Origin of the sequence: Paenibacillus sp. IHBB 3054 (assembly GCF_051594305.1) — a bacterium.
GTDB lineage: Bacteria > Bacillota > Bacilli > Paenibacillales > Paenibacillaceae > Paenibacillus_AQ.
Genome location: NZ_JBOFBG010000010.1, coordinates 109838 through 134574, shown reverse-complemented (window position 1 = coordinate 134574; position 24737 = coordinate 109838). Strand labels below are relative to the sequence as shown.

The window sequence follows — 24737 nt, the reverse complement described above, 5'->3', positions numbered from 1 at the left end:
TGCTACTTGTGCTGGTGTGAATACCGGATTTGTCATGGAGTACGTCCACGGGAAGTATTGTTCAATCTACGTATCTACAGAAATCATAAGGGGAGCGAAAATGAAAAAAACACCGATGCTGCTGCAGCTGGCATTGATTCTATTCTGCGTCATGGCCATTCCGACAGCCATCCTGACGTGGTACAGCGGGGCACAGCTTTTACAGAACTCAGAGGAGGCCATCGGAGAATCCACACTCGCCGGGCTGAATGCCAACCGCAAGCTGAACGAGAGCGCGCTCGCTAACCTGGCGCAGGATACGGCACGTTCGGCTGCAACTAACGTTTTTGACCGCATTCGCAATTTCGAGACGTTCGAAGAACTCAACTCCAATTACAATAACGTGAGCAGTGCGCTGACAGTGATGAAGGAGTTGATGAATTTGAACCGCCGGGTAGATGGGACGGAATCCTCCTACTTCTACTTGAATGATTCGGATTATGTTATTTCTACTGACAACGGGATCACGAAGCTGGAGCGGTATGAGTCGATCAGCTGGACAACAGAAGCCCTTGAGGGGCGGAGAGGAATCAGCGGCGTATGGGTTCCCCGCAAGCTGGACTCGGGCGTCAATGTTGTATCGTACGTGTATCCTCTCAATCGTCTGTCTTCCACCACGCACGGATTAATCATCGTTAACATAAGCGAGAGCCAGATCGGTAAATATTTGCATGAAACAGAAGTCGGAGACAGCAACCACCTGCTTCTGGCATCAGACGGCACAATAATATCATACAAGGACAAGTCGAAGCTGCTCACTGACGGTTATGAGCTGCCCTTTATTCGGGATATGCTGACCCAGGAACCAAGTGAAGGTTATACATTTCGTGAGCTTGATGGCAAACGGATGGTTTACGCCTGGAGCCGCTCTTCATTGTCCGGATGGTGGAATGTAAGCTGGAGTTCTATGGATGAGCTGATGACCAAATCACGTGATATGCAGGGGAATATCATTCTGCTTACGGGTGCAATTATATTGCTGGGCACAGTTATGGCTCTCGTTCTCGCGACTTGGCTGTCCAGACCGGTGCGGCAGCTGGTGCGGACGATACGCTCCAAAAGCGATTTGGGTGTGGTGAATAAGAATGAGCTTGCCTTCCTGGATATGGCGTTCAAACGAATGCAGGAGGAAGAGGATAGTCTGTTCCAGCTGCTGCAGGAGCGTGAGCAGGATACCCGCAGTCTCGCTGTTCACCGTCTTTTGCGCGGAGAGATTCCGCCCCGGATCACGGAGGTTTTTCCGGAAGCCTGTTACAGAATCGCCGTTGTCTCCATCGACCAGTATAGAGTATATGTGGGCAATACCAATGTGGAGACACGCAGCTACCACCGGTATCTGCTTAATACGAAGTACGAAAGCTTCTTTCCAGAGGGAATTCAGGCCCGTTCAGTCTATCATAACGACGGCTGTATTGTGATTGTGCTGAACTTTGCTCCGGGTGAGGATGAGCGGAGCAGCGGCCTGATTCATCAGGCGCTGGAAAAGGTCGGGGATCAGTCGCTTGCGCTGCTGGAGCATTCGGTCACGATCGGATTAAGTAATTTGGCTGATGCACCCGAAATGGTTGCCCAGCGGTTGTTTGAAGCGATGGAATTGATTAAGCAGCGGATGATTAATGGTGCCGGCAGCATTATGTACTGGGAGGATGAGGGGGAGAACAGCCGTAAATATATCGACTTCGACTGCAGTGAGCGACGGATTCTCAATTTCCTGGACGCCGGCAACCTGGACGGGATTTTCAAAGAGCTTCAGAGCATCCGCTGTCAGATCAGCTCGGAAGAGAATATTTCCTATGATAATATCATGTTCATTTATCACCAGCTGATAGGTGCGACCATCAAGCATCTTCGTGAAAATCATATCGGTACCGGAAGAATGATTATGGGCAAAGGCAACATATACACCATTCTGGCTGCGATGGATACGCTTGATGAGCTTGAGGAGTATTTGCATGAAATTATCCGTGAAATCTTACAGAGTCTGGACCGCAGCACGGGTGAAACCAATCATGGAGAACGGATCATTCATTATTTGAAGGAACATTACCGTGAAGAAATTGTATTTGAGGATATGGCTAAAGAAATCGGCATCAGCTACTCTTATATGCGCAAGATCGTGTATGAGCTAACCGGAAACAGCATGATAGATTATCTTAATCAGCTGCGTATCGAGAAGGCTAAGGAACTGCTGCTGGATACCGACCTGACAATCAAGCAGATTGCAGCAGAGGTTGGCTATCATAATGTCCAGAGCTTCAACCGGTTTTTCCGCAAGTACGAAGGCATGCCGCCGAGCAGCTACAAGTCGGCCAAGAGCAAGAGCTCCTAGGAGCCTGCTCCTGGCCAGTAGCCAGCGGCTTTTTTTGTTAATGAAAGCGTTTTATTTTTGGGAATACCTATCATAATTGATCATCAGGATGCTGCAGATGCCGCTAAAACCGCGGCCCGATCAAATTTGATGGGGATCATCAATACTCATGATTTTCAAAACCAGACAAAGGGGATAGCATTGAACTCGGGCTGGTGAACACAACCGGCAAGGAGATAAATTGGTGGAGGAGGTGAAAGTTTGAAAGTTGCAAGCGCTTCAAAAACAAATGAAACCGCCTTATTAAGAAACAAACAGGGACTCGGGTATTTCTTACAGCGTGACTGGCAGCTCTATTTACTATTATTAATTCCATTATCTTTTGTAATCGTATTCAAATACCTGCCGATGACAGGACTTGTGCTCGCTTTTAAAGACTACAAGATTGCAAGAGGGGTTTGGGGCAGTGAATGGGTTGGTTTTGAAGTATTCCGGGATATTTTCTCCAAACCAGACTTCACCCGTGCTGTCCGCAATACGCTGATGCTCAATATTCTTGATCTCGTATTCAGCTTCACGATGCCGATCGTACTGGCTCTGCTGCTGAATGAAGTCAAAAGCGTAAGGTTCAAACGCGTAAACCAAACCATGCTGTACTTGCCGCACTTCCTGTCCTGGGTCATTATCGGGGCGATCGCTTACCAGTTGCTTAGTCAAGGAAGCGGTGTCGTCAATAATTTGATTGAGCTTATGGGCGGTAATCGTGTTCCGTTCCTCCAGGAAGATACGCATTGGCTGATCAGCTACCTGGCAATCGGTGTATGGTCGAGCATGGGGTGGGGGACCATCATCTATTTGGCGGCCATTAGCGGTATTAACCCGGAGATGTATGAAGCAGCTACCGTTGATGGAGCAGGACGCTGGAGAAAGGTATGGAATATCACAGTTCCTTCCATCCGTGCAACCATTGTAACCTTGCTGATCATGAACCTGGGGAAGATAATGGAGGGCTCGTTCGAGCGTATATTCGTTCTGCAGAACAAGGCCACCACAGAATACACAACGACCATACCGGTTCTGGTGTACCGTTGGGGGATCGAAAGCGGCAATTTCAGCCGGGCGACAGCGATAGGACTCTTCCAGTCCGTCATCGGTATTCTTCTTGTAATAACGGCTGACCGCGTGGCTAAGAAGCTCGGCGAGGATGGAATATTATAGAAAGGAGAGAAACCATGAGAGCATTAACCGGCAACCCTGCCGCACCACGTAAAGGGCGTTTGGACATCTGGGAATTGCTGATCCGCCTCGTTCTGATCATTGCTTCGCTAGCGTGCTTGTTGCCGTTTCTTCATGTTGTGTCGAAATCCCTGAGCTCTGACTCCTTTGTCATTGCAAATAAGGTCTTTCTATGGCCGCAGGGCTTCACCATAGAAGCATACAAGAAAATCTTCGCGGATGCCAGTATACTCCGTTCACTGTACATCTCAGTTATAGTGACAGTGCTGTTCACCATTCTGGGGATGGTTCTGACCATCTGCGCCGCGTACCCGCTGTCCAGATCTCAGCTGAAGGGCCGTAGAGTAATCACCTTCATCTTTTTGTTCACGATGTACTTTAGTGGAGGTATCATCCCGGACTATATGAACATTAACAATCTGGGACTGATGGATACGATATGGTCACTGATTTTACCGTTGTCGTTCAGCGCCTTCAATCTGCTGATTATGAAGACTTCTCTAACGAGCGGTATTCCCGTAAGTCTGGAAGAATCTGCACGGATCGACGGTGCCGGGCATTTTCGGATCCTGCTCAGCATTGTCATCCCGTTGTCCAAACCGATTATCGCGACACTCTCTCTCTTCTACGCGGTTGGACGCTGGAATGTTTACCAGGATGCATTGTTCTATATCAAGCATGAGATCTCACTCCGGCCTCTGCAGCTCAAGCTGTATTATCTGGTCATTCAGGCCAGTGAAAGCTTTCAATTGGAAGCAACTCAGGTATCTCTTAGTAATCCGGAAGTATTAAAGGCATCAGTCGTTGTATTTGCAACCCTGCCCATTCTTTGCGTCTATCCCTTTGTTCAGAAATACTTCGTTCAGGGCGTTATGCTCGGAGCAGTCAAAGAGTAATCTTGTGTTCCAGAATAGTAATTCTACAGTCCGAAAATTAAAATTGGGGGAATTGCGATGAACAAAAAAAGAGTTGTTTCGTTAATGATGGCATCTGTCATGACGGCCGGTATGCTGGCCGGGTGCTCCGGGGGGAATAACAATAATCAGAGTGCTGAGCCTAACAGTCCTGCTGAGACGGCGGCAGCCAATAATCAGAGCGAAGGAAGCTATCCTGATTATACGAAGGGTTTTGAGAAGAAGGTTAGTCTGGATATCCCGGTTTATGAGCGGGCGTTCGAGGGCTGGAATGTAACCGACAACTATTATACCCGCTGGGTTCAAGCGGAATTCGGTGACAAATACAATATCGAAGTCAATTACGTGCCGATTACCCGTAACAGCGAAGTGACCGATTACGAGCAGCTTCTGGCATCACATAAGGCCCCTGATATTATTTTTCACTATGATATGCCACAGGCACTTACCTATTACGGCGAGGATGTTATGCAGCCGCTGGACTATGCTGAAATCGAGAATTATGCACCGACATATTGGAAAAGTATGGGCGAAACGATCAAGCAATATGGTGTTGTAGACGATAAGAATACCTTCTTCTTCGCCGCACGTCCCGAAGCTGACAATTTCACATCCATCATCCGCAAAGACTGGGTGGAGAAGGTTGGCATGAAGGTGGAAGATTTGACTTCTCTTGAGAAGTACAATGAGATGCTGGTGAAATGGAAAGAAGCCGGACTGGGAGTGACTGGCGGCAGCTTGCTTCAAAACAATTTCAACTACAACTACGCCTTCCGCGATTGGCCAGTCGATCCGAAATACCGCGCGCTTTATTCAGATCTGAGCGTTGCTGATTTGACCAGCGCCGACACTGAGCGTTTCTTGCGTAATATGAACTATCAATACAATAACGGCCTCCTTGATAAGGAATTTTATCTGCGAAACGATGATAATAAGATTAAATCCGAATTCGTTGCCGGAAAAACAGGCAACTACGGATTCTATCTCACGAACAATACAGACGTCTTTGCTGCTACCCTGGCGAACAACCCGGATGCCGAATTTGCCGTAGTGCCTCCTTTTGCAGGTGTTCCGGAAGGGCTTAAGCCTCAAGGACGCGCTTACTGGCCGTTTGGCTTCATCATGGGTATCAACTATGAAACCTCGCCTGAGGAGCGCGCTGCAGTCTGGATGTATCTGGAATGGCTCAGCCAGCCGGAAAATCTGTTCAAGTTCCAGAACGGTGTTGAAGGCGAAAACTATACGCTTGACGCAGACGGTATCGCTGTAAAAAAAGCAGATTATAAGGGCGAATCCGTCCTGGCACAGAACAATAACAAGGACTACTGGGGCCTCGTGACTGAAATCGCGCAATATCCGGAAGCTGATAAGACCCTCAAAGCGAATCTCCGCAACTGGGCACCGGCCGGCTACGAGAATCTCGCCGATGATATGGTGAAATACTACAACGAGGTTGCGGAATTCCGCACACCGGATGCTATGTTCACCGTTGTGCTTGAGAAGGTAAATGAGTATAAAGCCGATCTGAACTCACTCTTTCAGGATCTGTATGTGAAGTGTGCGCTTGCTCCGGAAGCTGAATTCGATGCGACCTATGAAGCAGCCAAGAAGACTTACCTGGAAGCAGGCTACCAGGAAATTCTTGACGAGAAGCAAGCGGCGATCGACGCAGGCAAGTTTCGTTAATTCCAGCATCTGCGGGCCTGTATTCAAACTGAATTACAAGCTGGCGCTCAATATAGCAGAATAACTGCCCGTGTACGCACAAATACCCGGCAGGCCGATCCATAGCAATATGGGGGCTTGCCGGGTATTTGCCTGTTATTCGTGTCCAGGCAGGAAAACTTCCTCCGTAACCTGCACGAGGCAGCGTGCCGCAGTGCTCAGGCTGCCGCTTCCCTGATAGATCAGACAGGTGGTCCGCTGGGTCTGCTCCAGTTCCTTAATATGGAGAGAGACCAGCCCGCCTCCGTTCAGCAGCTCCGGACGAAGGTACGACTTCGGCAGCAGCGCTGCTGCCTTAATCGTCGGCAGCAGCCGGACGATCGCTTCGAAGGAGTCGATCTCCATGCGCACATCCGGCTCAACGGCGCAGCGCTGGAACAGCTCATCGGTCATGCGGCGGTACCAGGTGCCTTTGGAGAAGAGAATCATCGGCAGCCGCGCGAGATGGTCCATCGTCAGCTTCGCCGGCAGGGTCAGCGGATGATGACTGGAGACGACCAGCCGCAGCTGGTCCTCGAACAGCGGGATGCAGCGCAGCCCAGGCTCCTGTATGGAGGAGGCGATAATGCCGACATCGCATTTGCCCTCGCTGACCGAGGAGACGATTTCATGTGTTTTTCCGGTAATCAGCTTCAGCTCGGCTGCCGGGTATTTCTCCATGTAGGCGTTCACAAGCGGCGGCAGTGTGGTCTGCAGTGTCGTCAGACTGGCGCCAAGTGTCACGAACTGCGGCTCACCCTCCCTGAATTTGGACAATGCCTCCAGAAATTTGGACCGTTGCTGACGCTGCTCCAGCGCATAAGTATAGGTGAGACGGCCAACCTCGGTCAGCTCCAGCCGTTTGCCGAACCGGTTGAACAGGGCGACGCCCAGCCGTTCCTCCAGCTTGGAGATTTTGCGGGAGAGAGCGGGCTGGGACAGATTTAGCTGGCGTGAAGCCCGGTTAAGGCTGGAATGCTCCACAACTGCAGCAAAAATATCCAAATCGTCGAACATAACAGAGGTCTCCTTTCATCCAACTTGTAGTAATGCTGATAACTTTATATCAGTGTCCCTGTAGTGAAAGTGATAAAAGGCATAGCCGCGACGGATGTCTCTTCATGAAAAAGGTTGAAGGACCGGCGAAATCTTTGGAATTACCGTTCTAAATGAGAATTATTATCATATTAAAAATATTCTTATGCAATTATTGTATAACGTTTAATAATTAGATTGCAATTCCCTTATAAGAGAAAAAAGAGTAACATGAAAAGTGACACAGGATATTCACATATTGTGAATAATAAAGCAAAGTCCGGGAAAGCAATGGATAGTGGTGAAAATAGAGATTCAGGTGATGGTTTTAAACCTTAGTCCCCCTGTTTCAACTGTACTCCCGGCGGTGTATGCTCATTAATGAAAACGCTGTTTTTTATTCGGAAAGGGGACACTTTGCATGAGAGGATTTTATTCCAGAAAGATTCATTCCTTGCTCGGCATTATCCCGCTTGGGGGCTTTTTCCTTGAGCACATGCTGACGAATTTCGCGGCAGTGGAGGGTGGCGCTTCCGGTTTCACAGACAGTGTGCTATGGCTCAACAGCCTGCCGCTAGTCTTCTTCCTGGAATTGTTCGGCATATGGCTGCCGCTGCTGTACCACGGGGTTTATGGGCTATACATCGCCTATCAGTCCAAGCCGAACCTGAACCGGTACAATCTGGAAAGAAACTGGCGGTATACGCTGCAGCGTGTAAGCGGAGTCATCACCTTTGTGTTCATCGTCTGGCATGTGTTCGAAACCCGGTTCCAGGTGGCGCTCGGGAATGTGGAGCATGAGGAACTTGGCAGTGTAATGCATGACATCGTTATCCAGCCGCTTCTTCTAGCCGTGTATGTAATTGGAATCCTGGCGGCCTGCTTCCACTTTTCTAATGGCCTATGGTCATTCCTGATCAGCTGGGGGATTACCGTGGGGCCGCGTTCACAAAGAGTGTCCTCTATTCTTTGTCTCGGACTTTTCGTCCTTGTCAGTTTCATGTTCCTGCTGTCGCTGGTCACTTTCCGTGACAGTGAATTCCAAGCTACCGCCTCCGCGCTGCAATCCCTGCGGACTTTTATTTAAGAAGAAGCGGCATATACTCCAGTGTGGAGCGACTGCCATTTATGCAAATACCCACAAGGCTGATTTACAGCTAACATAATTACATGTTTGACAGCCTATACTCCCGAGGCCGGTTTGTACGAAGCTTTTCAGGAAGTGTATGCTCACAAAACTAAAGCATATGCTTCCGAAGCCAGTTTTGTACGAGGCGGATACTCGGAAGTCTATGCTCACAAAACTTTAGGAGTGAACAATCATGGCATCAGCCGATATCATTATCGTGGGCGGCGGGCTGGCCGGCCTGATGGCTACCATCAAGGCGGCGGAATCCGGCGCACATGTGCATTTGTTCTCACTGGTTCCAGTCAAAAGATCGCACTCAGTCTGTGCGCAGGGCGGCATCAACGGCGCTGTTAATACGAAGGGCGAGGGGGACTCGCCCTGGGAGCATTTTGATGACACCGTCTACGGCGGTGACTTCCTGGCGAACCAGCCGCCGGTTAAGGCGATGTGTGAAGCCGCACCGGGCATCATCCATCTGATGGACCGGATGGGCGTAATGTTCAACCGTACCCCGGAGGGGCTGCTCGATTTCCGCCGGTTTGGCGGAACGAAGCGGCACCGTACCGCTTTTGCCGGGGCTACAACCGGCCAGCAATTGCTGTATGCGCTGGATGAACAGGTTCGCCGCTGGGAAGCGGAAGGCCTGGTGACCAAGAGCGAGAACTGGGAATTTCTTTCCGTCGTCCTTGATGATGAACGCGTCTGCCGCGGCATCAGCGCCCAGAACCTGAAAACGATGGAGATCCAGACCTTCCCTGCGGACGCGGTCATTCTGGCCAGCGGCGGCCCGGGAATTATTTTCGGCAAAACGACCAACTCCGTGATCAACACAGGGACGGCTGCCAGTGCTGTATATCAACAGGGTGTGCATTATGCCAACGGAGAATTCATCCAGATTCACCCGACCGCAATCCCCGGCGACGACAAGCTGCGGCTGATGTCGGAATCGGCACGCGGCGAAGGCGGACGTATCTGGACCTATAAGGACGGTAAGCCGTGGTACTTCCTGGAAGAGAAATACCCGTCTTACGGAAATCTGGTGCCGCGTGATATCGCAACCCGGGAAATCTTTAATGTTTGTGTGGACCAGGGGCTTGGGATCAACGGCGAGAACATGGTGTATCTGGATCTCTCCCACAAGGATCCTAAGGAGCTTGACGTAAAGCTGGGCGGCATTATTGAGATTTATGAGAAATTCATGGGCGATGATCCCCGTAAAATACCGATGAAAATCTTCCCTGCCGTGCATTACTCCATGGGCGGCATGTGGGTCGATTACAATCAGATGACCAACATTCCCGGCCTGTTCGCGGCAGGGGAATGCGAATACCAATACCACGGTGCGAACCGGCTCGGCGCGAACTCGCTGGTCTCGGCGATTTATGGCGGCATGGTCTCGGGACCGAAGGCCGTTGAATATATTAAAGGCCTGAAGAAATCGGTGCAGGACATTTCCTCCACCGTGTTCGACAGCTTCCACAAGAAGCAGACGGACAAATACGAGTCCCTGCTGGCGATGTCCGGCACGGAGAACGCCTATGTGATTCATAAGGAACTGGGCGAATGGATGACCGCAAATATGACCGTTGTGCGTGACAACGTCAAGCTGGAAGCGACCATCGGCAAAATTAAAGAACTCAAGGAGCGTTACCGCAACATCAACATGAATGATACTTCCCGCTGGAACAACCAGGGGGTGGCCTTCACCCGCCAGCTCTGGAACATGCTGGAGCTGTCGGAGGCGATGACACTCGGGGCGCTGCTGCGGAACGAAAGCCGCGGCGCGCACTACAAACCGGAATTCCCGACACGCAACGACGAGGAGTTCCTGAAGACGACAAAAGCGACATGGAGCGCGGATGGCCCGCAAATCTCCTATGAAGAGGTAGATGTCTCGCTGATTCCTCCGCGGGTACGGGATTATTCGAAGGACTAGCCGCTTAATGGTGTCACTTGAATGAGCCCTGAACTCAGGCTGGCTGAAGCCTACGGGAATAAGCAATTCTGGCCGGAGAAGTAATCGGAAATATAGCAGTTATGCACGAAGAAATACGTTGAAGTAATGCTCACCAAACTTTTAGGAGGTAACTGATATGGCGGAAACTGCTGCAGCTCCCAAAAACGTAAAGTTTATAATTACCCGCCAGGACGAGCCGGAGAGCTCACCGTATGTCGAGGAATTTGAGCTGGCCTACCGTCCGGGGATGAACGTGATCAGCGCTTTGATGGAAATCCAGCGTAATCCGGTTAACGCCAAGGGTGATGGTACGGTTCCGGTATGCTGGGATTCCAACTGTCTGGAGGAAGTGTGCGGTGCATGCTCCATGGTGATAAACGGCAAACCGCGCCAGGCCTGTGCGGCGCTGATCGACAATCTGGAGCAGCCGGTGCGCATCGAGCCGATGAAGACGTTCCCTGTGGTACGCGATCTCGTGATCGACCGCAGCCGGATGTTTAATGCGCTCAAACGCGTCAAGGCATGGATCCCGATTGATGGAACCTATGACTTGGGTCCGGGGCCGCGGATGGCGGAGAAGAAACGCCAGTGGGCCTACGAATTGTCCAAATGCATGACCTGCGGCGTCTGTTTGGAGGCTTGCCCAAATGTCAACGAGAAGACCAATTTCATCGGGCCGGCAGCCATTTCCCAGGTACGTCTGTTCAACGCCCATCCTACGGGCGAGATGAACGCCGATGACCGTCTGGATGCGTTGATGGAAGACGGCGGCATCGACGGCTGCGGCAACTCGCAGAACTGTGTGCGGGCCTGCCCGAAAGGCATCCCGCTTACAACCTCCATCGCGGAGATCAACAAGCAGACTACCAAGCATATGTTCAAGCGTTGGCTGGGTGTGTAAATTGTAAATTCACTCTTTTCCTCCTCCATTTTTGATTTACTGCTATCTATCTTTCCTGAGCCACTTTCGCGGTGCTATTTGCCGCAGGGAGTGGCTTTTCGCATTCAGTGGCTATATATCCTGCTGAAGCTCCAGAAGGAATTAGGAGAACGGGTGAGTGTTATTACTTCCGCATTCAGGGGCACAAGCACTTAAGGTTTGCCTGTTTCTTTTGGCGGCATAAATGGGTACATTTTTAGACAGTCCCTTCTTAACGAGCAGAAGGTGTATGAATAGCCAAACTCAAACAAATATAGATGGATATGTTATAATCTCCTTAGTTGAGCCAACATCAGGCAGTGGAGAATCGGGGAGGAATTACGTTGATTTGTAGGGAACAGGACGGAGCATTTGTAATGGTTAAACAGCATGAGCACGGGCGGCTGGCCGGAGAGTTTGCGCAATGGTTCAAGGAAGAACATGTACCCGAGGGAAACCGGCGTGCAGAGGTGCTGCGTGCGGTCAGCAACCATGACAGGGGCTGGATTGATCTTGATGAAACGCCTTTCTGGAATGATGCGGCAGGAGCGCCTTACAGCTTCATAGATTTTCCCGTAGTGCCGAAGCTTACGTTCTACAAACGTGGACTTAATGAGATTGAAGCGGACACACCGTACGGTGCGCTGCTGTGTAGTCTGCATTTTGAACGGCTGATTGAGGTGTCCGGGGAGGATTGTCCGGAGCTGACCGCCTATCTTAAAGATGAGGAGGAGCGCAGGGCCCGCATCCACCGCGACCTCGAGAAAAACCAGCCTATCGGAGAAGGCGAGCTGTATTATGACGCCAGGTTGCTGCAGTTTTCTGACGATCTTTCATTGTATCTGGCTCTGAATGAGCCGGGAAGCCCCAAATCGGAAGAACATCCGTGGTGGAAGGACGGCTTCTCCGGAAGTGAGGATTTCAGCTTTACTTCAGGACGTCTGATTTCGGCGGAATGGCAGGATGCATCCACGCTAATGCTCGACCCTTTCCCGTTCACAAGGGATGTCGAGGTGGCAATGGTACTGCGTAAGGTTAGCAAGAAAGAAATCGCCAGCAAGGGAATTGCCTCTGCATACAGCTCCGCACCGGAAGAAGAATGCCGGATTACCGTCACCAGCAGGCCGAAGGCGGATTAATCAAACGGCACGGAAAGCGGGCGCACTCAGGAATGAATTAGCGGCTGCTTATCTGACCGCTACCCATTGCCCGTACCTTAGAACAGGAGTGTAATAGCTATGGCTTGGTGGGTATGGACCCTCAATATAGCAGTGATTATACTGCTGTCGTTTTGGTTTTTCCGGATGAAGCTGAGCTGGATGGGAAAAGGGGTGCTGCTGGCCCCCGTTCTAATCTATGCGCTAATTTCGGTTGAGGATTTGCTGAACTGGATTGACCTGGGCTCCATTGTACCGGGCAACCGGGGATTAAGGGGACTGATTTTACTCTTTGCCCTGGCCTCGGTGCTTTTCTACATTCTGTTCATTTTTCATGAAATCAAGGAATCGAACAGCAAGGAAGTCAGGCTGCAGCAGACACTGGTCCGTATCAGTATTGCTGCTTTTACCTGCATTATTTTTTTTACAGTCGTATATACATCCATATATAAGCTATTTGGACAGTCCTCTTTTCAGGGCAAAGGAATAGGGGATGATCTGCTCAGCCAGCTGATTACCTTTCTATATTTCAGTGTGGCTACCTTTACGACTGTCGGCTATGGAGATGTGGCTCCGGTGGACAATACTTCGCGGCTCGTGGTCATCATGCAGATCAGCTTCAGCTTCATTACTGTAGCCTATGCACTGTCCATGCTGGGCTTGTTCCGCAAGATTCTCGGCCCTGGTACGGAAGCAGAGATTGAGGCGTCCATCGAGGTAGATATTGATGATGAAGTGGACGAAGCGGTAGAAGATGTAAAAGATGAGATCAAGTGATTTTAACAGTTAGCGGAGCGGAATGTATTTCAAGCTCCTGCAAGGAAGGAGGGTCTCCCTATGAATAAAAAAGCGTCCGGGGGTTCTCCCAATGATGGTCCACCTCTTGTTGCCGGCGGAGGTTACAATACTCCGCTACCACCTGGGAAGGGCAGCGGCCGCAAAATTACCCGCCGCCAGTTCCTGACCCGCGGAGCAGCTACTATGTTTGGGGCCGCGCTGCTCGGCGGCGGATATGTGTGGCAGGGGGAACCCAACTGGCTTGATATCACGAGGCTGGAAATTCCGCTGAAGAATCTCCCTTCCGCGTTTGCCGGCACCCGGCTGGTTCATTTCAGTGATGTGCATCTGGGCTTCAACAAGGATGCCCATGATTTGGCCCGGCTGGTTAAGCACATTGAGGCCGCAGAGCCGGATATAATTTGCTTTACCGGGGATATTGTAGACAGCTACGCAGAGGACCTGAAAGAATCCGTAGCGCTGCTCGCGGAACTCCGGGCCCCGCTGGGGAAATATGCGATATTCGGCAACCATGATTATAAGAACACGGAATTGCTTGCGGACCTGCTGCAGTCTGCCGGGTTCACGTTGCTGAGGAATCAGTCATATCTTATTAAGCAAGGCGGTGCAGTGATGGCGGTTGCCGGCCTGGAAGACATGCTGCATGGCCGTCCCGATCCGGAAGCTGCACTTAAAGGCATCCCAGAGGGGACATGTACGGTACTGATGATGCATGAGCCGGATTATGCTGACACGGCGGAAAATTATCCCTTTGATCTTCAGTTGTCGGGGCACAGTCATGGAGGACAGATCCGTCTTCCTTTTGTTGGCGCAGCCTACACTCCATACGGGGCAGTTAAATACATAAGCGGACTGTATCATACAGAAAATAAAGCCATGCCGGTCTATGTTAACAGAGGATTCGGCGAGACTTATATGCCGTTTCGCCTGTTATGCCGGCCGGAGCTTACTGTGATTACGCTGCGCCGGGCGTAAGGAGCAATAGAACTGAAATTCCCAAATTAAGCTGCAAGGGAAGAGGAGCGCGTATGATCACTTACGAGACTGCAGGATTCATGGCTCAGCAAGGAGCCGCAGTGGAACTCCGGACGATGTTGCCTGCCGAAGGTGACAGGCTCAAGATGCTGCTCTCTCACCCGGATGTGCAGCGCCACATTTTGCATCGCAGTACAGCGGGTTCACAGCCAGCCCATCTGGATCAACTGGTGAACCGTATGCTGTATCCCTACGATCCTTGCGCGCTGCATGTGGGGATCTATCGCAAAGATGCACCGGAGCTGATCGGCACCGCCTCCCTGCAGAGCTGGAACCGTCATGAAGGCAAAGCCGTACTAGGCTACATGCTCGATCCTGTATGGTGGGGGCAGGGCCTTGCTACAGAGGCCATTGGATTGTTGCTCGGCTACGGCATGCGGGAGCTTCGCTTGACCCATGTGGAGGGGCGCTGCCGCGGCGATAACTTCAGGTCCGAACGGGTCATGCTCAAAAATGGTCTGACGCTGGATCGGATCATGCCGATGGCCGATGGCTCGGGCGATGTAATGAAAGTATTCACATTGTTACACAAATGAAATAATGCCGTTATCAAACTCTAACAGTGTCCGGTTAAACTAAGTACATGACCCCCTTTTGAAAATATAACTGCTGTTGGGACCCGATGATTCGGGTCCATTTTTTTTGTCCGTTGCCAATCCATTGGGGACCCGGAAGCGGTGAGGGACTGGAAGCTCCCGCAGCTGTTAGTATATGATGGTTGTACAATTATATATCTGGATTTTAGGAGGATGTAATCTTGAATGAAGTGCTGAAGACATTAAACAATCACCGGTCTTTCCGGAAATACGGGCCGCAGCCTGTTGAGCCGGATAAGCTGCAGATGATTATTGAGGCCGCTCAATCGGCCCCATCCTGGGTGAACGGGCAGCAGGTCAGCATTATTGCTGTGCAGAATCAACAGCGAAAGGCTCAGCTATCGGTCTTGAGCGGGAATCAGAAGCATGTGGCCGACGCTCCGGTATTTTTGATCTTCTGCATGGATTTTTACCGGGCCAAGCTGGCCGCTGAGCTGGAAGGGCAGCCATTTGAGGCTGTGCACGATGTGGATGCGCTGCTGGTCGGTGCGGTGGATGTGGGAATCGCTTTGGAGAGTGCGGTTGCCGCTGCGGAATCCATGGGGCTGGGCATCATTCCTATCGGTGGAGTCCGCCGCAATACTGCAGGCGTAATTGAATTGCTGGACTTGCCGGAGTATGTATTCCCGGTGGTCGGCTTATGCGTAGGATATCCTGCCGAGGAGCTGCCAAAGAAGCCGCGTCTTCCGCTGGAGGCGGTTTTTCACGAGGAGCGTTATAACCCTGATCAGAAGGGATTTATACAGGAGTACAATCAGGCGTACCGCGGGTATCTAAAAGCGCTTGAAATGACGGAGCGGGATTGGAGTGCTACGATCGCCCATTTCTACGCTCTTAATCCGCAGTATGGAGATGCGCAGCATACGCTGAAGAAGCAGGGGTTTACCTGTGATAATCTGCAGAAACCCGGAGAATAACAAAATGCACCGCAGCGTTAACGTAATGGATGTCATGGTGTCCATAGACCGTTGAGCACTGCGGTGCATTTTTTTGTAAAGTCACAGGGTGTCACTGCAGCGGAACTGTAATCTTCCCGCGCCGTTTGTAGTATACCCAGTGAGTGAACCCGATTTCTTTAAGGCGTGCAACCACAGCCTCCCGCTGGTCAGCAACCCGGGACGGCAGATGCGCATCAGAGCCAAAGGTGACTTCCACTCCGTAATGCAGTGCACGTACCAGAATATCATCCGAGGGATACCAGCCGCCGCACAGCTTGGTGCATCCGGAGGTATTGATCTCGATGGCGACGCCGTATTCGCCGATTACGCGCAGGCATTCGTCGATTTCTGCAGGCGTAGAGATTTCCGAAAATTGCGGATAGTTTCCTTTCATGGCATCGATATGGCCAAGAATCTGAAACATGCCGGTGCGCGCGGAATCGGAGATCAGCCGGTAGTATTCGGCTTTTGCCGCGGCTTTCTCCCGGCGGTCAAGCCCTTTCCAGCGCCCCTTATTAAAGATGCTGACACCCTTGACACTATGTACCGAGCCAATGATGTAATCAAAGGGATAAGCGGAAAGGGTTTGGCGGTAGAGTTCGGCATGTTCCGGGAAATAATCGGATTCAATACCGAGCAGCACATCAATTTTGCCTTCGTATTCTTTCTGCAGGGAGAGCACTTCTTCTACGTAATGGACAAGCTCCGATTTGGCCATGGCGATATTGGGAAAGGCCTGTTCGGACGGGCTGCCGAAATAAGGAGTGTGATCAGATATGCCGATGACGCCCAGACCGGCGTTTATGCCGGCTTCAATATAGTCCCTGATGCTTCCGTCGGCATGGCCACAGCGGAAATGGTGGGTGTGTAGGTCGAATTTCATGGATATATATCTCCTTTAGGCCAAATTTTACGAAAACAGTTCATGAGTATCGGACTTTGGGATCAGCTTCGACAGATGGATTCAAAGCTCTGCGAGGCTCTACTCCGAGCCGATAAATTGGGTTTCGGGCATGCCCTTTAGATCGCTTAAGAATTGCCTCATGGCCGAATTGACATATTTGCCGGACTTGGTAATGACACCTACGGGATGCGTGACCTCAAGTTCGATAATCGGCACGATTTTGAGTGTGCCGCTGCGGACTTCTGCCGTAACTGACTGTTTGGAGATAATGGCTGCGCCGAGATCAAGCTCGACCATCCGCTTAACCTCCTCGCTGCTGGTCAGCTCCATGATGACCTGCGGCTGGATGCCGTGTTTTGCGAACACCTCATCGGCGAATTTGCGGCCGACCGTGTCGGGAGACAGGAGGATGAGCGGTGTTTTACCCAGGGCTTCAATCCCGGCCGATTTGACCTGGGCTAAAGGATGCCTTGGTGAAACAACCAGTTCAAAAGTATCATAATACAGCACAGAAGTAGTCATCGCAGGACTCCGTCCAATCAGATAACCGATGCCGACATCGACCAGGCCGTTTTCGACATGCTGATAGATTTGTGATGAAGACATCGAGGAAATCGAAGTTTTGATATGCGGAAACTGGTCTTGAAAATAGGACAGGATACGCGGCAGGATTTGAATGGCAATGGAGGTGGTCGTTCCGAGAATAATATGCCCTTGGGGATTCTCATCAAGATCCGCAAGGCGCTGCTTAAGCTCTTCGACAATACTCACGATCTGCTCTGCATGCGTAAGGAACACTTTGCCTCTGTCCGTCAAGGTAACGGGCTGGTTACGGTCAACGAGCTGAGTTTTGAACTCTTCTTCCAGACTTTTGATTTGTGCCGAAACTGCCGGCTGGGTCAGGTTAAGCAACTCACCTGCCTTGCGGAAGCTCATCGTTTTGGAGATCGTAATCAGCGTTTCGAGCTGGCTGATGTTCATGGACTTGCCCCCCTTTTTGACTACCGAATAATGCTGCCGCTTCGCCCTGTAATGGGAACAACGGACGATTTTCCCGGGACGGCATAGCTAGTTGTTGCCTGATCAATAAGACTTTTATAGGTGCCCGGGTCTCCGCAATAATGCAGGAATTCATTTCGGTCCATAGCCGGATTGAATGTGGATATGCAGTTATATCTTACACCGGTTGTTGGCATTTGATTAAATTATAGGAGATTCCTTCCGGCAGAGCAATGTTGCCAGGCAAACTATCTTGTGATTTCCTTCGACACCCCCATTAATTTTTGATGAATAATGCCGATATATGAAGTATAATTATAAATTATTGAATAGGACTTTCGGTATATGACTAAAGACTGGTAGAGGGGGGACACATCTTAATGAAAGCAGAAGTAATTAATCCGTTTTTAGAGTCTGCACGCATTGTAATTGAGCAGGTTATACAAGTCTCGCCATCCACCGGTAATCTGGGCATTAAGGATATTGAACTGATCGATAATCATATATGGATTCAAGTGGGTATGACGGGTCAATTAAGCGGAAATATTATCTTTGGGATTGCAGAGCAGGTTGCACTGAAAATGGTATCGGCCATGATGGGCGGTTACGTGATTACAGAGATGGACGAGATGGGGCAGAGCGCGATTTCGGAACTGGGCAACATGATCAGCGGCAATGCCAGTACGATTCTTTCCAACCAAGGTGTAACTGTGGATATTACTCCGCCGAAGCTAATGAAAAGTGAGAGCATGTCCGTACTGCCGCGCAGAGCACTGAGCATCCCGCTCTTGATGGAAGGCATCGGGGAACTTGATATTCAAGTGATGATCTCTTAGGCGGACAATTGGGAGCTGAAGATTTTCATGCAACTCAAAGACAAGATTGTTGTCATAACAGGGGCTTCAAGCGGGATCGGGGCGCTGACAGCGCAAATGCTCAGCAAGCGTGGGGCTGTCCCTATTCTTCTGGCCCGTTCGGAAGATAAACTGAAAGAAACAGCGGCCGGTATTCCGGGCGTTTTTGGACTGTACACCTGCGATGTCAGAGATGAGGCGGAAGTGGAGCGGACCTTTGGCGAAATTCTGGCGGTGTACGGCAGGATCGATATTCTGCTCAACAACGCCGGATACGGCAAATTCGCCGGTTTTACCGAGATGGAACCTCATGAATTCGATGATATGATGGATGTAAACTATATGGGCATTGTACGTTGTACGAAGGCTGTAGTTCCGCATATGCTGCAGCGGGGAAGCGGGCAGATTGTCAATGTGGCCTCCATGGCCGGCAAGATTGGTACAGCCCGTGCTGTTGCTTACACAGCAACCAAACATGCGGTTCTCGGTTTCACGAATGCGCTTCGCCAGGAACTCCGGAAGAGCGGGATTATCGTTTCGGCGGTGAACCCGGGGCCGATTGCCACCGACTTTTTCAAAACGGCTGATCCATCAGGCAAATACGAGAAAAGTGTAGCCCGGATGATGATGACTCCGCAGCATGTGTCCTCCAAGATCGTCAAGCTGATGGAGAAAGGCAAAGAGGAAGTAGATCTGCCCGGTCTGGCGGGCTTCGGCATCCGGCTGTATGCTTTGTTTCCACGGCTGGCGGATAAGCTGACCTATAACGTTATGAACAGAAAATAAAGGTTTCATCAGCGGGTGTCTGTCGTCATTCTGCAGGGCGGCAGTCATTTTTGCAGGTCTAGCCTGTGCTAATGACAGCTTATCCTTGCATAAACGGCCTTCCATTTGGTGGAGAGGCCTTTTTGGCATATAATGAAGATATTAACTTAAGCGAAAAGGATGAATTACACTTATGAATAAAGCTTCTTTTGCGGCCATCGGCATCCAGGACGACCTTGTTGCCCGATTGTCGGAATTCGGCATTACTGATCCATCTCCGGTACAGGAGCAGACGATCCCGCTTCTGCTGGAGGGGAGAGATGTGCTAGCCGCTTCCCAGACAGGTACCGGCAAAACCTTGGCATACCTGCTGCCGCTGATTCAAGGGATTAACCCGGAGCACCGGGTAGTCCAAAAGGTGGTGCTGGCGCCAACCCAGGAGCTGGCGATGCAAATCCTCCGTGAGGCCGAGCGCTATGGGGCCCACCGCGGGATCAAGGCGATGGGCCTGATCGGCGGAGCGGCGATCAAACGCCAGATTGACAAGCTGCGCGAGCATCCCCAGCTCGTAGTGGGCACCCCTGGACGCGTGCGGGAGCTGATTGGCCTCCGCAAGCTGAAAATGCATGAGGTCAGCACGATCATCATCGATGAAGCGGACCAGATGTTCCAGCTCAGCGGAGCCGGTGAAGTGGCGAAGATCGTCAGCAGCGCGCTGCGCACGCGCCAATTGGTCATGCTGTCTGCGACCATCGGACCGGAGACCCAGGCGCTAGCCGCACGGGAGATGAAGAATCCGGCTGAGGTCGGCATTGATCCCGGAGTGATGACGGCACAGAGTCTTGAACATCACTATGTAGTAGCTGAGGAACGGAACAAGATTGATATGCTGCGCCGGGTCATCCGCCATTATAACCCGCAGCGGGCGATAGTGTTCGTGAATGCTACCGAGGACATTGCCGAGGTGGAAGCAAAGCTGAACCATCTTGGGCTTACGGCAGCGGCGATCTATGGGGATGCGGACAAGGTGACACGCAGCAACGTACTTACCCGGTTCCGTGACGGCAAGTTCCGCGTACTGGTGGCGAGCGATGTGGCGGCCCGGGGCCTGGACATCGAGAATCTGACGCTGGTAGTGAGCTTTGATCCGGCGTTTGACTCGGAGCATTATGTGCACCGGGCAGGGCGTACGGGACGTATGGGACGCCGCGGACTGTCGGTCTCCATTGTAACGGAGCAGCAGACGTTCATTATGCGCAAATTCGCCCGAGAGCTGAATATCACGCTTGAGGAGAAGGAAATGGTCGCCGGCAAGGTTATGGCAGCTGATGAAGCCCGCAGCCCGCTGGGCAGCGGCGGACGCGGGCGCGGGGAAAGTGCCACCCCGCGCAAGGAAGGCGCCGCACCGCGCAGCGGCAAGCCGCCTGTAAGGACATCGGCTGTGCAGGCCGATGCGGCCATCAAACCGGCCTTGCCGCGGCAAGGCCAGGCGGGAACTGCCGCAGGTGGAGAAGTGCGGCGTGAAGGGCATCACGGTACGAGCCCGGCTGCAGGCGGGCGCGGCGGTGCTGCCCCTGCGGGTAAACCGCGCGGCAGCAGTGCGGAACGTGAAAAGAACCGCAAGAACAAGGGAGCCCCGAAATGGCTCAAGAACAAAACCCCGAGAGGTGACGGTCAATGAATACAGCCCCCGTACTCGAGATTACGGGCTTAAGTGGTGGGTATAGCCTGAACAAGCCGGTGCTTCATGATATCGGCCTTCAGGTGCAGCCCGGTGAAATGGTTGGACTGATCGGTTTGAACGGAGCCGGAAAAAGCACGACAATGAAACATATCCTCGGCTTGATGTCGCCCCATAAAGGTGAAATTACCGTGAAGGGCAAAACCCGCAGTGCTGACCCGGAGGGGTATCACAGCGCATTGTCTTTTGTGCCGGAATCTCCTCTGCTCTACGAGGAAATGACGGTCCGCGAGCATGTCGAATTTACTGCCAGAGCTTACAGCGTGGAGCGCAGCGACTATGAATCCCGCAGCGAGCAGCTGGCCGCACTCTTTAATATGGAGGACAAGATGGATACATTGTCCTCCCATTTATCCAAAGGTATGAAGCAGAAAGTGATGATTATGTGCGCTTTCGTGGCGCGTCCGGCACTGTATGTCATTGATGAGCCCTTTCTCGGTCTGGATCCGCTGGGCATCCGCTCTCTGCTCGACTTCATGCTGGATTTGAAAAAAACGGGAGCGTCAATCCTGCTAAGCTCCCATATCCTTTCCACAATCGAGAACTACTGCGACCGCTTTATCGTGCTGCACCGCGGCAAGGTTATCGCCCAAGGTACGCTTGCAGAGATGACCGCAGCTGCAGGGCTGCAGGGCTTGAACTTGGAGCAGCTGTTCTACGAATTGGTTCAGGGAGGGAAATGATATGGATTTAAAGGAGCTGCGCCGGCAGCGGCGCAGCCGGTTCATGGGAAGCATGCTGCCTTATGTGGGGTATGTCATTAAGAGCGGTGTAGCGATGCTCTTGCTGCTGCTGCTGATTGTCTTCTCGGCCTGGTATACTTCGCTGCTTCGGGATACTCCGTCAGGTATTCCGATCCGCTGGGTTATGCTGGTCCTGCTGCTGCCTGCGGCGGTGCACAGCAGCTTTCGGACGTATCTGCAGAGTCCGGATACTATATTTCTGCTTCCGCAGGGACACCGGATGAAGGAATATTTTGCCCGTACCTGGGTAAGCGGAAATGTGTGGAAAATTGTGCGGCTGCTGTTTGTACTGATCACCGTCTGGCCCTTGTACATACGTACGGATGAATCGCCTAGGAGTCTGTTCGCTACTGTTCTCATTCTGATTCTGGTGAAATTGCTGTCCAGCTACGGGCTATGGCGGGAAACCGCAATGATATCCCGCCCGGCCGCAGTGGCCTACAACCTGCTGCGCTGGGCAGTAGGCGGATTAATGATTGCGGCATGGCTGTGGCAGCCGTCTCTCCGGGCCCTGATCTTCATATTGATCCTGGCGGCGGCATATTTGGCTGCATGTTCTGTTCCCGGACGGCATTCCGTTCCCTGGGAGCGTCTGATTGCCATGGAGAAGAACCAGGGGTCGAGGGCCTTGATGATTCTCGGCTGGTTCGTGGATGTGCCGGGACGTGAGCAGCGGGTATACGCCCGGCGTTACCTGTCACGCTGGGGGAGCGGTATCGCATGGCGGAGTAACGCTGCTTACCGCTTCCTGCTGACCAAAAGCTTTGCCCGGGGAGATGTCTTCGCCATTGTGATGCGGATCGCTGTCCTGGCGCTGCTGCTGGTCTGGTGGAATCGCGGCAGCTATGTGGGAAGCGGCATTTACTTGTTCTTCCTGTTCATCATGGGCATTCAGCTGTCGGCTTTGCGCAAGCTGCATAGCGAGTCGTTCTGGCTGTCGGTGTATCCTCTGCCAGAGGGCAGCAAAGGTGAAAGCACGAACCAGTTCATCTTCCGCGCCCTTTTGCTGCTGGCCTTGCTGACCGGCCTGCCATTTCTGGCCACAGCGGGTGAACGTCCGCTGCCTGTTCTCGGCACCTTCCTTGCCGGAGCGCTATTGGCCTACGTGTTCAAGGAATACTTGAAGCGCAAAGAAGCTACGGTGGATGAGGATTTCTAACTTTAGGTGAGACCGGAGTGGAATGCCGGCAGGCTTGTATTCCGCTCCAAGCACAAAGACGCCTTGATAAGAGCGGATGCTCCCGTCAAGGCGTCTTTGTGCTGATTAGCAGAACAGGGAATGCTGCCACGCGGGAACGGGAGAGAGCTCGAGGCTCCCTCCCGGGAGAGTCATTCCCGGTTAGACAAAAAGTGAACGGCTGATGATAACCAGCAGGATAAAGAGAACCAAAATTGCACCTGTGCTTGTAAATCCAGGGTATCCGTATCCGCCTCTTACTTCTTCGCTCATGTTCATTCCCCTTTCGAATGTGTTTGCTGTACTTGAGTACATCGTATTGTATGTGCGGATAGATTAACGTGTATAGGCCAATGTCGCAGGGAAAGTCAAAAAAAAAATCAGCTCCGGGTACCCGGAGCTGATTTCGAGATCAATGGTTTTGGGATCAGGCTTTTTCCAAATCGCGGATTCCCGCATAAACCAGGTCGAACAAATCTTCAAGCTGCTCCTCTTCAATACAGGAGAAGGCGATGCGCAGATCGGTTTCGCCCAGGGCGATTGTGCCCAGGCCATAATTGTGGATCAGATGCAGCCGCAGGTCTTCAGCTGATACAGTGTGCAGCTTCAGGCACATAAAGTAGCCTGAGTTGAAAGGATAATACGTCCATACGTCATCGCCGTATTTCCCGCTGTCGAGCAGTGCCTTCACTTTGTTGGCACGGCCTTTCATGATCTGGAACTTTTCTTCCTTCTGTTCAGCGAACTGAGGGGCCTTCAGTGCGTCCAGCACAAACGTCTGAGACGGGTGTGCACCGCTGGAAATAGTGGCGCGGATAATGCCGAGCGTTTTCTGTTCCAGTGCCGCAAGCAGCTCCTTGTTCTCGGAAGCGTAGGTGATGAAGCCGACGCGGAAGCCCCAGACGAATTCCTCTTTGGTGGCCCCGTCAATCTTGACGGCCAGCACGCGCGGATGGAGATTGGCCAGACGGCCGAACAACGATTCCTTGAGAGAATCCTCGAAGAAAAGTCCGAAATACGCGTCATCGCTGACGACTACGACATTGATGCCTTCCTCGGCAGCGCGCAGAATCGCGGCAACGATGGCTTCTCCTTCTTTTAGGCCGGGAGTATAGCCAGTAGGGTTATTAGGGAAGTTGAGCAGGACAATGGCTTTGCCGCGTCCCTTCTGGGCGAGCAGCGCTTCCAGCAGTCCTTCACTATTAAATTTCATATCTTCAGTGAAAAGCGGATAGTTGACGATTTCGCTGAGCCGGCGGATGCCGAAGGTCAGCTCGTAATTCTCCCAGTTCTTGTCCGGATAAATGATGGCATCGCCTTGTTCTGCGAACAGATCGGCAACTATGCTGAGCCCGTGCGTCAGGGCATTGGTAACGATAGGGTTGCCGAAGGATTTGTCTTCGAGCGATGGATTTTCACGGAGCATTTTTTCCCGCCATACAGTGCGCAGCTCTGGTTTGCCTGCAGGAGGAGCATAGCCGTACAAGTCTTTGGGACTGTAAGCGGAGAGCTTATCCTGAATGACACCAAGGTGCATAGGCATGCCATTTTCGGTAGCAATACCGATGGTTGCATTGTATTTCTTGGCGTGAGCTGTTGCTTCTGCGGATTGGCTCAGGATGCCCTCTTTAGGAAAATAGATCGCCTTGCCAAGATCGGAGAGCATATCGTACACATGTTCATTGCCTGCCTTGATGCTTTCGTTTAATTGTCCAGCCAGTGGATTCATCAGTTTCATCCTTCCGGTATTCTTCTGGGATATATACGTTAACATTGCCTAACATTATAT

General features: G+C 51.7%; 22 protein-coding genes. 17 read left to right on the top strand and 5 right to left on the bottom strand.

What is annotated here, in order from left to right; all coding sequences use genetic code 11:
- Positions 1-100: 100 nt before the first annotated feature.
- The 4 genes from ACQ76X_RS14025 to ACQ76X_RS14010 all read left to right on the top strand — a co-directional run bounded on the left by ACQ76X_RS14025 (position 101) and on the right by ACQ76X_RS14010 (position 6183).
- A complete protein-coding gene (locus ACQ76X_RS14025) occupies positions 101-2368 on the top strand; it encodes a helix-turn-helix domain-containing protein (protein ID WP_438494616.1) in 2268 nt (755 codons plus the stop codon).
- A 240-nt stretch (positions 2369-2608) separates the two neighbouring features.
- Positions 2609-3565: an ABC transporter permease gene (locus ACQ76X_RS14020; RefSeq protein WP_438494614.1), complete on the top strand. Its 957-nt coding sequence runs from the start codon at positions 2609-2611 to the stop codon at positions 3563-3565.
- A 14-nt stretch (positions 3566-3579) separates the two neighbouring features.
- Positions 3580-4479, top strand: a complete 900-nt coding sequence (locus tag ACQ76X_RS14015; RefSeq protein WP_076112504.1) for a carbohydrate ABC transporter permease — start codon at positions 3580-3582, stop codon at positions 4477-4479.
- 57 nt (positions 4480-4536) lie between these two features.
- Entirely contained in the window at positions 4537-6183 is a 1647-nt protein-coding gene (locus tag ACQ76X_RS14010; protein ID WP_438494612.1) for an ABC transporter substrate-binding protein, read from the top strand.
- A 135-nt stretch (positions 6184-6318) separates the two neighbouring features.
- Here ACQ76X_RS14010 and ACQ76X_RS14005 read toward each other — a convergent pair whose 3' ends face one another.
- Positions 6319-7218, bottom strand: coding sequence for a LysR family transcriptional regulator (locus tag ACQ76X_RS14005; RefSeq protein ID WP_438494610.1), 900 nt, complete (start codon positions 7216-7218; stop codon positions 6319-6321).
- Positions 7219-7657: 439 nt separating this feature from the next.
- On the opposite strand from ACQ76X_RS14005, the gene ACQ76X_RS14000 reads away from it, so the two are divergent.
- The 8 genes from ACQ76X_RS14000 (at position 7658) to ACQ76X_RS13965 (ending at position 15744) form a co-directional block, all read left to right on the top strand.
- A complete protein-coding gene (locus tag ACQ76X_RS14000) occupies positions 7658-8323 on the top strand; it encodes a succinate dehydrogenase cytochrome b558 subunit (RefSeq protein ID WP_438494608.1) in 666 nt (221 codons plus the stop codon).
- A gap of 235 nt (positions 8324-8558) precedes the next feature.
- Complete coding sequence (sdhA, locus tag ACQ76X_RS13995) at positions 8559-10301, top strand: succinate dehydrogenase flavoprotein subunit (RefSeq protein ID WP_342437096.1); 1743 nt, start codon at positions 8559-8561, stop codon at positions 10299-10301.
- Between the two features lie 157 nt (positions 10302-10458).
- On the top strand, positions 10459-11223 hold the full coding sequence (gene sdhB, locus ACQ76X_RS13990) for a succinate dehydrogenase iron-sulfur subunit (protein ID WP_038596073.1): 765 nt from the start codon (positions 10459-10461) through the stop codon (positions 11221-11223).
- A 362-nt stretch (positions 11224-11585) separates the two neighbouring features.
- The gene (locus ACQ76X_RS13985; RefSeq protein WP_038596071.1) at positions 11586-12380 is read left to right on the top strand and encodes a DUF3891 family protein; all 795 of its coding nucleotides are present in this window, start codon (positions 11586-11588) and stop codon (positions 12378-12380) included.
- Between the two features lie 99 nt (positions 12381-12479).
- Positions 12480-13175, top strand: coding sequence for an ion channel (locus ACQ76X_RS13980; protein ID WP_438494606.1), 696 nt, complete (start codon positions 12480-12482; stop codon positions 13173-13175).
- Positions 13176-13235: 60 nt separating this feature from the next.
- Positions 13236-14171 (top strand): metallophosphoesterase, encoded by a 936-nt coding sequence (locus ACQ76X_RS13975; RefSeq protein WP_438494604.1) that lies wholly within the window; start codon positions 13236-13238, stop codon positions 14169-14171.
- A gap of 53 nt (positions 14172-14224) precedes the next feature.
- On the top strand, positions 14225-14767 hold the full coding sequence (locus tag ACQ76X_RS13970; RefSeq protein WP_438494602.1) for a GNAT family N-acetyltransferase: 543 nt from the start codon (positions 14225-14227) through the stop codon (positions 14765-14767).
- A 230-nt stretch (positions 14768-14997) separates the two neighbouring features.
- Entirely contained in the window at positions 14998-15744 is a 747-nt protein-coding gene (locus ACQ76X_RS13965; RefSeq protein WP_438494704.1) for an NADPH-dependent oxidoreductase, read from the top strand.
- A gap of 91 nt (positions 15745-15835) precedes the next feature.
- On the opposite strand, the gene ACQ76X_RS13960 is transcribed toward ACQ76X_RS13965, so the two are convergent.
- Complete coding sequence (locus ACQ76X_RS13960) at positions 15836-16648, bottom strand: histidinol-phosphatase (protein ID WP_438494601.1); 813 nt, start codon at positions 16646-16648, stop codon at positions 15836-15838.
- Positions 16649-16747: 99 nt separating this feature from the next.
- The gene (locus tag ACQ76X_RS13955; protein WP_340896738.1) at positions 16748-17650 is read right to left on the bottom strand and encodes a LysR family transcriptional regulator; all 903 of its coding nucleotides are present in this window, start codon (positions 17648-17650) and stop codon (positions 16748-16750) included.
- A gap of 398 nt (positions 17651-18048) precedes the next feature.
- On the opposite strand from ACQ76X_RS13955, the gene ACQ76X_RS13950 reads away from it, so the two are divergent.
- The 5 genes from ACQ76X_RS13950 (at position 18049) to ACQ76X_RS13930 (ending at position 22930) form a co-directional block, all read left to right on the top strand.
- A complete protein-coding gene (locus ACQ76X_RS13950) occupies positions 18049-18504 on the top strand; it encodes a chemotaxis protein CheX (protein WP_340896739.1) in 456 nt (151 codons plus the stop codon).
- A 27-nt stretch (positions 18505-18531) separates the two neighbouring features.
- Positions 18532-19308 carry an SDR family NAD(P)-dependent oxidoreductase gene (locus ACQ76X_RS13945; RefSeq protein WP_052092286.1) on the top strand — a complete coding sequence of 259 codons (777 nt, stop codon included), beginning with the start codon at positions 18532-18534 and terminating at the stop codon, positions 19306-19308.
- A gap of 172 nt (positions 19309-19480) precedes the next feature.
- A complete protein-coding gene (locus ACQ76X_RS13940) occupies positions 19481-20968 on the top strand; it encodes a DEAD/DEAH box helicase (RefSeq protein WP_438494598.1) in 1488 nt (495 codons plus the stop codon).
- Complete coding sequence (locus ACQ76X_RS13935) at positions 20965-21711, top strand: ABC transporter ATP-binding protein (protein ID WP_038596054.1); 747 nt, start codon at positions 20965-20967, stop codon at positions 21709-21711. Before ACQ76X_RS13940 ends, ACQ76X_RS13935 begins: the two co-directional genes overlap by 4 nt.
- A 1-nt stretch (position 21712) precedes the next feature.
- The gene (locus tag ACQ76X_RS13930; protein WP_438494596.1) at positions 21713-22930 is read left to right on the top strand and encodes an ABC transporter permease; all 1218 of its coding nucleotides are present in this window, start codon (positions 21713-21715) and stop codon (positions 22928-22930) included.
- A 180-nt stretch (positions 22931-23110) separates the two neighbouring features.
- On the opposite strand, the gene ACQ76X_RS13925 is transcribed toward ACQ76X_RS13930, so the two are convergent.
- Together ACQ76X_RS13925 and ACQ76X_RS13920 are read right to left on the bottom strand one after the other, a co-directional pair.
- Positions 23111-23221 (bottom strand): hypothetical protein, encoded by a 111-nt coding sequence (locus ACQ76X_RS13925; RefSeq protein WP_020429695.1) that lies wholly within the window; start codon positions 23219-23221, stop codon positions 23111-23113.
- A 154-nt stretch (positions 23222-23375) separates the two neighbouring features.
- Positions 23376-24677 (bottom strand): aminotransferase class I/II-fold pyridoxal phosphate-dependent enzyme, encoded by a 1302-nt coding sequence (locus ACQ76X_RS13920; RefSeq protein WP_341096027.1) that lies wholly within the window; start codon positions 24675-24677, stop codon positions 23376-23378.
- Positions 24678-24737: the final 60 nt, after the last annotated feature.

What these genes read in the sequence shown, in the direction of transcription:
- ACQ76X_RS14025 (WP_438494616.1), top strand. Translation starts at nt 101, where the DNA reads ATGAAAAAAACACCGATGCTGCTGCAGCTGGCATTGATTCTATTCTGC.
- ACQ76X_RS14015 (WP_076112504.1), top strand. Translation starts at nt 3,580, where the DNA reads ATGAGAGCATTAACCGGCAACCCTGCCGCACCACGTAAAGGGCGTTTG.
- ACQ76X_RS14010 (WP_438494612.1), top strand. Translation starts at nt 4,537, where the DNA reads ATGAACAAAAAAAGAGTTGTTTCGTTAATGATGGCATCTGTCATGACG.
- ACQ76X_RS14005 (WP_438494610.1), bottom strand. Translation starts at nt 7,218, where the DNA reads ATGTTCGACGATTTGGATATTTTTGCTGCAGTTGTGGAGCATTCCAGC.
- ACQ76X_RS14000 (WP_438494608.1), top strand. Translation starts at nt 7,658, where the DNA reads ATGAGAGGATTTTATTCCAGAAAGATTCATTCCTTGCTCGGCATTATC.
- sdhA (WP_342437096.1), top strand. Translation starts at nt 8,559, where the DNA reads ATGGCATCAGCCGATATCATTATCGTGGGCGGCGGGCTGGCCGGCCTG.
- sdhB (WP_038596073.1), top strand. Translation starts at nt 10,459, where the DNA reads ATGGCGGAAACTGCTGCAGCTCCCAAAAACGTAAAGTTTATAATTACC.
- ACQ76X_RS13980 (WP_438494606.1), top strand. Translation starts at nt 12,480, where the DNA reads ATGGCTTGGTGGGTATGGACCCTCAATATAGCAGTGATTATACTGCTG.
- ACQ76X_RS13975 (WP_438494604.1), top strand. Translation starts at nt 13,236, where the DNA reads ATGAATAAAAAAGCGTCCGGGGGTTCTCCCAATGATGGTCCACCTCTT.
- ACQ76X_RS13970 (WP_438494602.1), top strand. Translation starts at nt 14,225, where the DNA reads ATGATCACTTACGAGACTGCAGGATTCATGGCTCAGCAAGGAGCCGCA.
- ACQ76X_RS13960 (WP_438494601.1), bottom strand. Translation starts at nt 16,648, where the DNA reads ATGAAATTCGACCTACACACCCACCATTTCCGCTGTGGCCATGCCGAC.
- ACQ76X_RS13955 (WP_340896738.1), bottom strand. Translation starts at nt 17,650, where the DNA reads ATGAACATCAGCCAGCTCGAAACGCTGATTACGATCTCCAAAACGATG.
- ACQ76X_RS13950 (WP_340896739.1), top strand. Translation starts at nt 18,049, where the DNA reads ATGAAAGCAGAAGTAATTAATCCGTTTTTAGAGTCTGCACGCATTGTA.
- ACQ76X_RS13945 (WP_052092286.1), top strand. Translation starts at nt 18,532, where the DNA reads ATGCAACTCAAAGACAAGATTGTTGTCATAACAGGGGCTTCAAGCGGG.
- ACQ76X_RS13940 (WP_438494598.1), top strand. Translation starts at nt 19,481, where the DNA reads ATGAATAAAGCTTCTTTTGCGGCCATCGGCATCCAGGACGACCTTGTT.
- ACQ76X_RS13935 (WP_038596054.1), top strand. Translation starts at nt 20,965, where the DNA reads ATGAATACAGCCCCCGTACTCGAGATTACGGGCTTAAGTGGTGGGTAT.
- ACQ76X_RS13930 (WP_438494596.1), top strand. Translation starts at nt 21,713, where the DNA reads ATGGATTTAAAGGAGCTGCGCCGGCAGCGGCGCAGCCGGTTCATGGGA.
- ACQ76X_RS13925 (WP_020429695.1), bottom strand. Translation starts at nt 23,221, where the DNA reads ATGAGCGAAGAAGTAAGAGGCGGATACGGATACCCTGGATTTACAAGC.
- ACQ76X_RS13920 (WP_341096027.1), bottom strand. Translation starts at nt 24,677, where the DNA reads ATGAATCCACTGGCTGGACAATTAAACGAAAGCATCAAGGCAGGCAAT.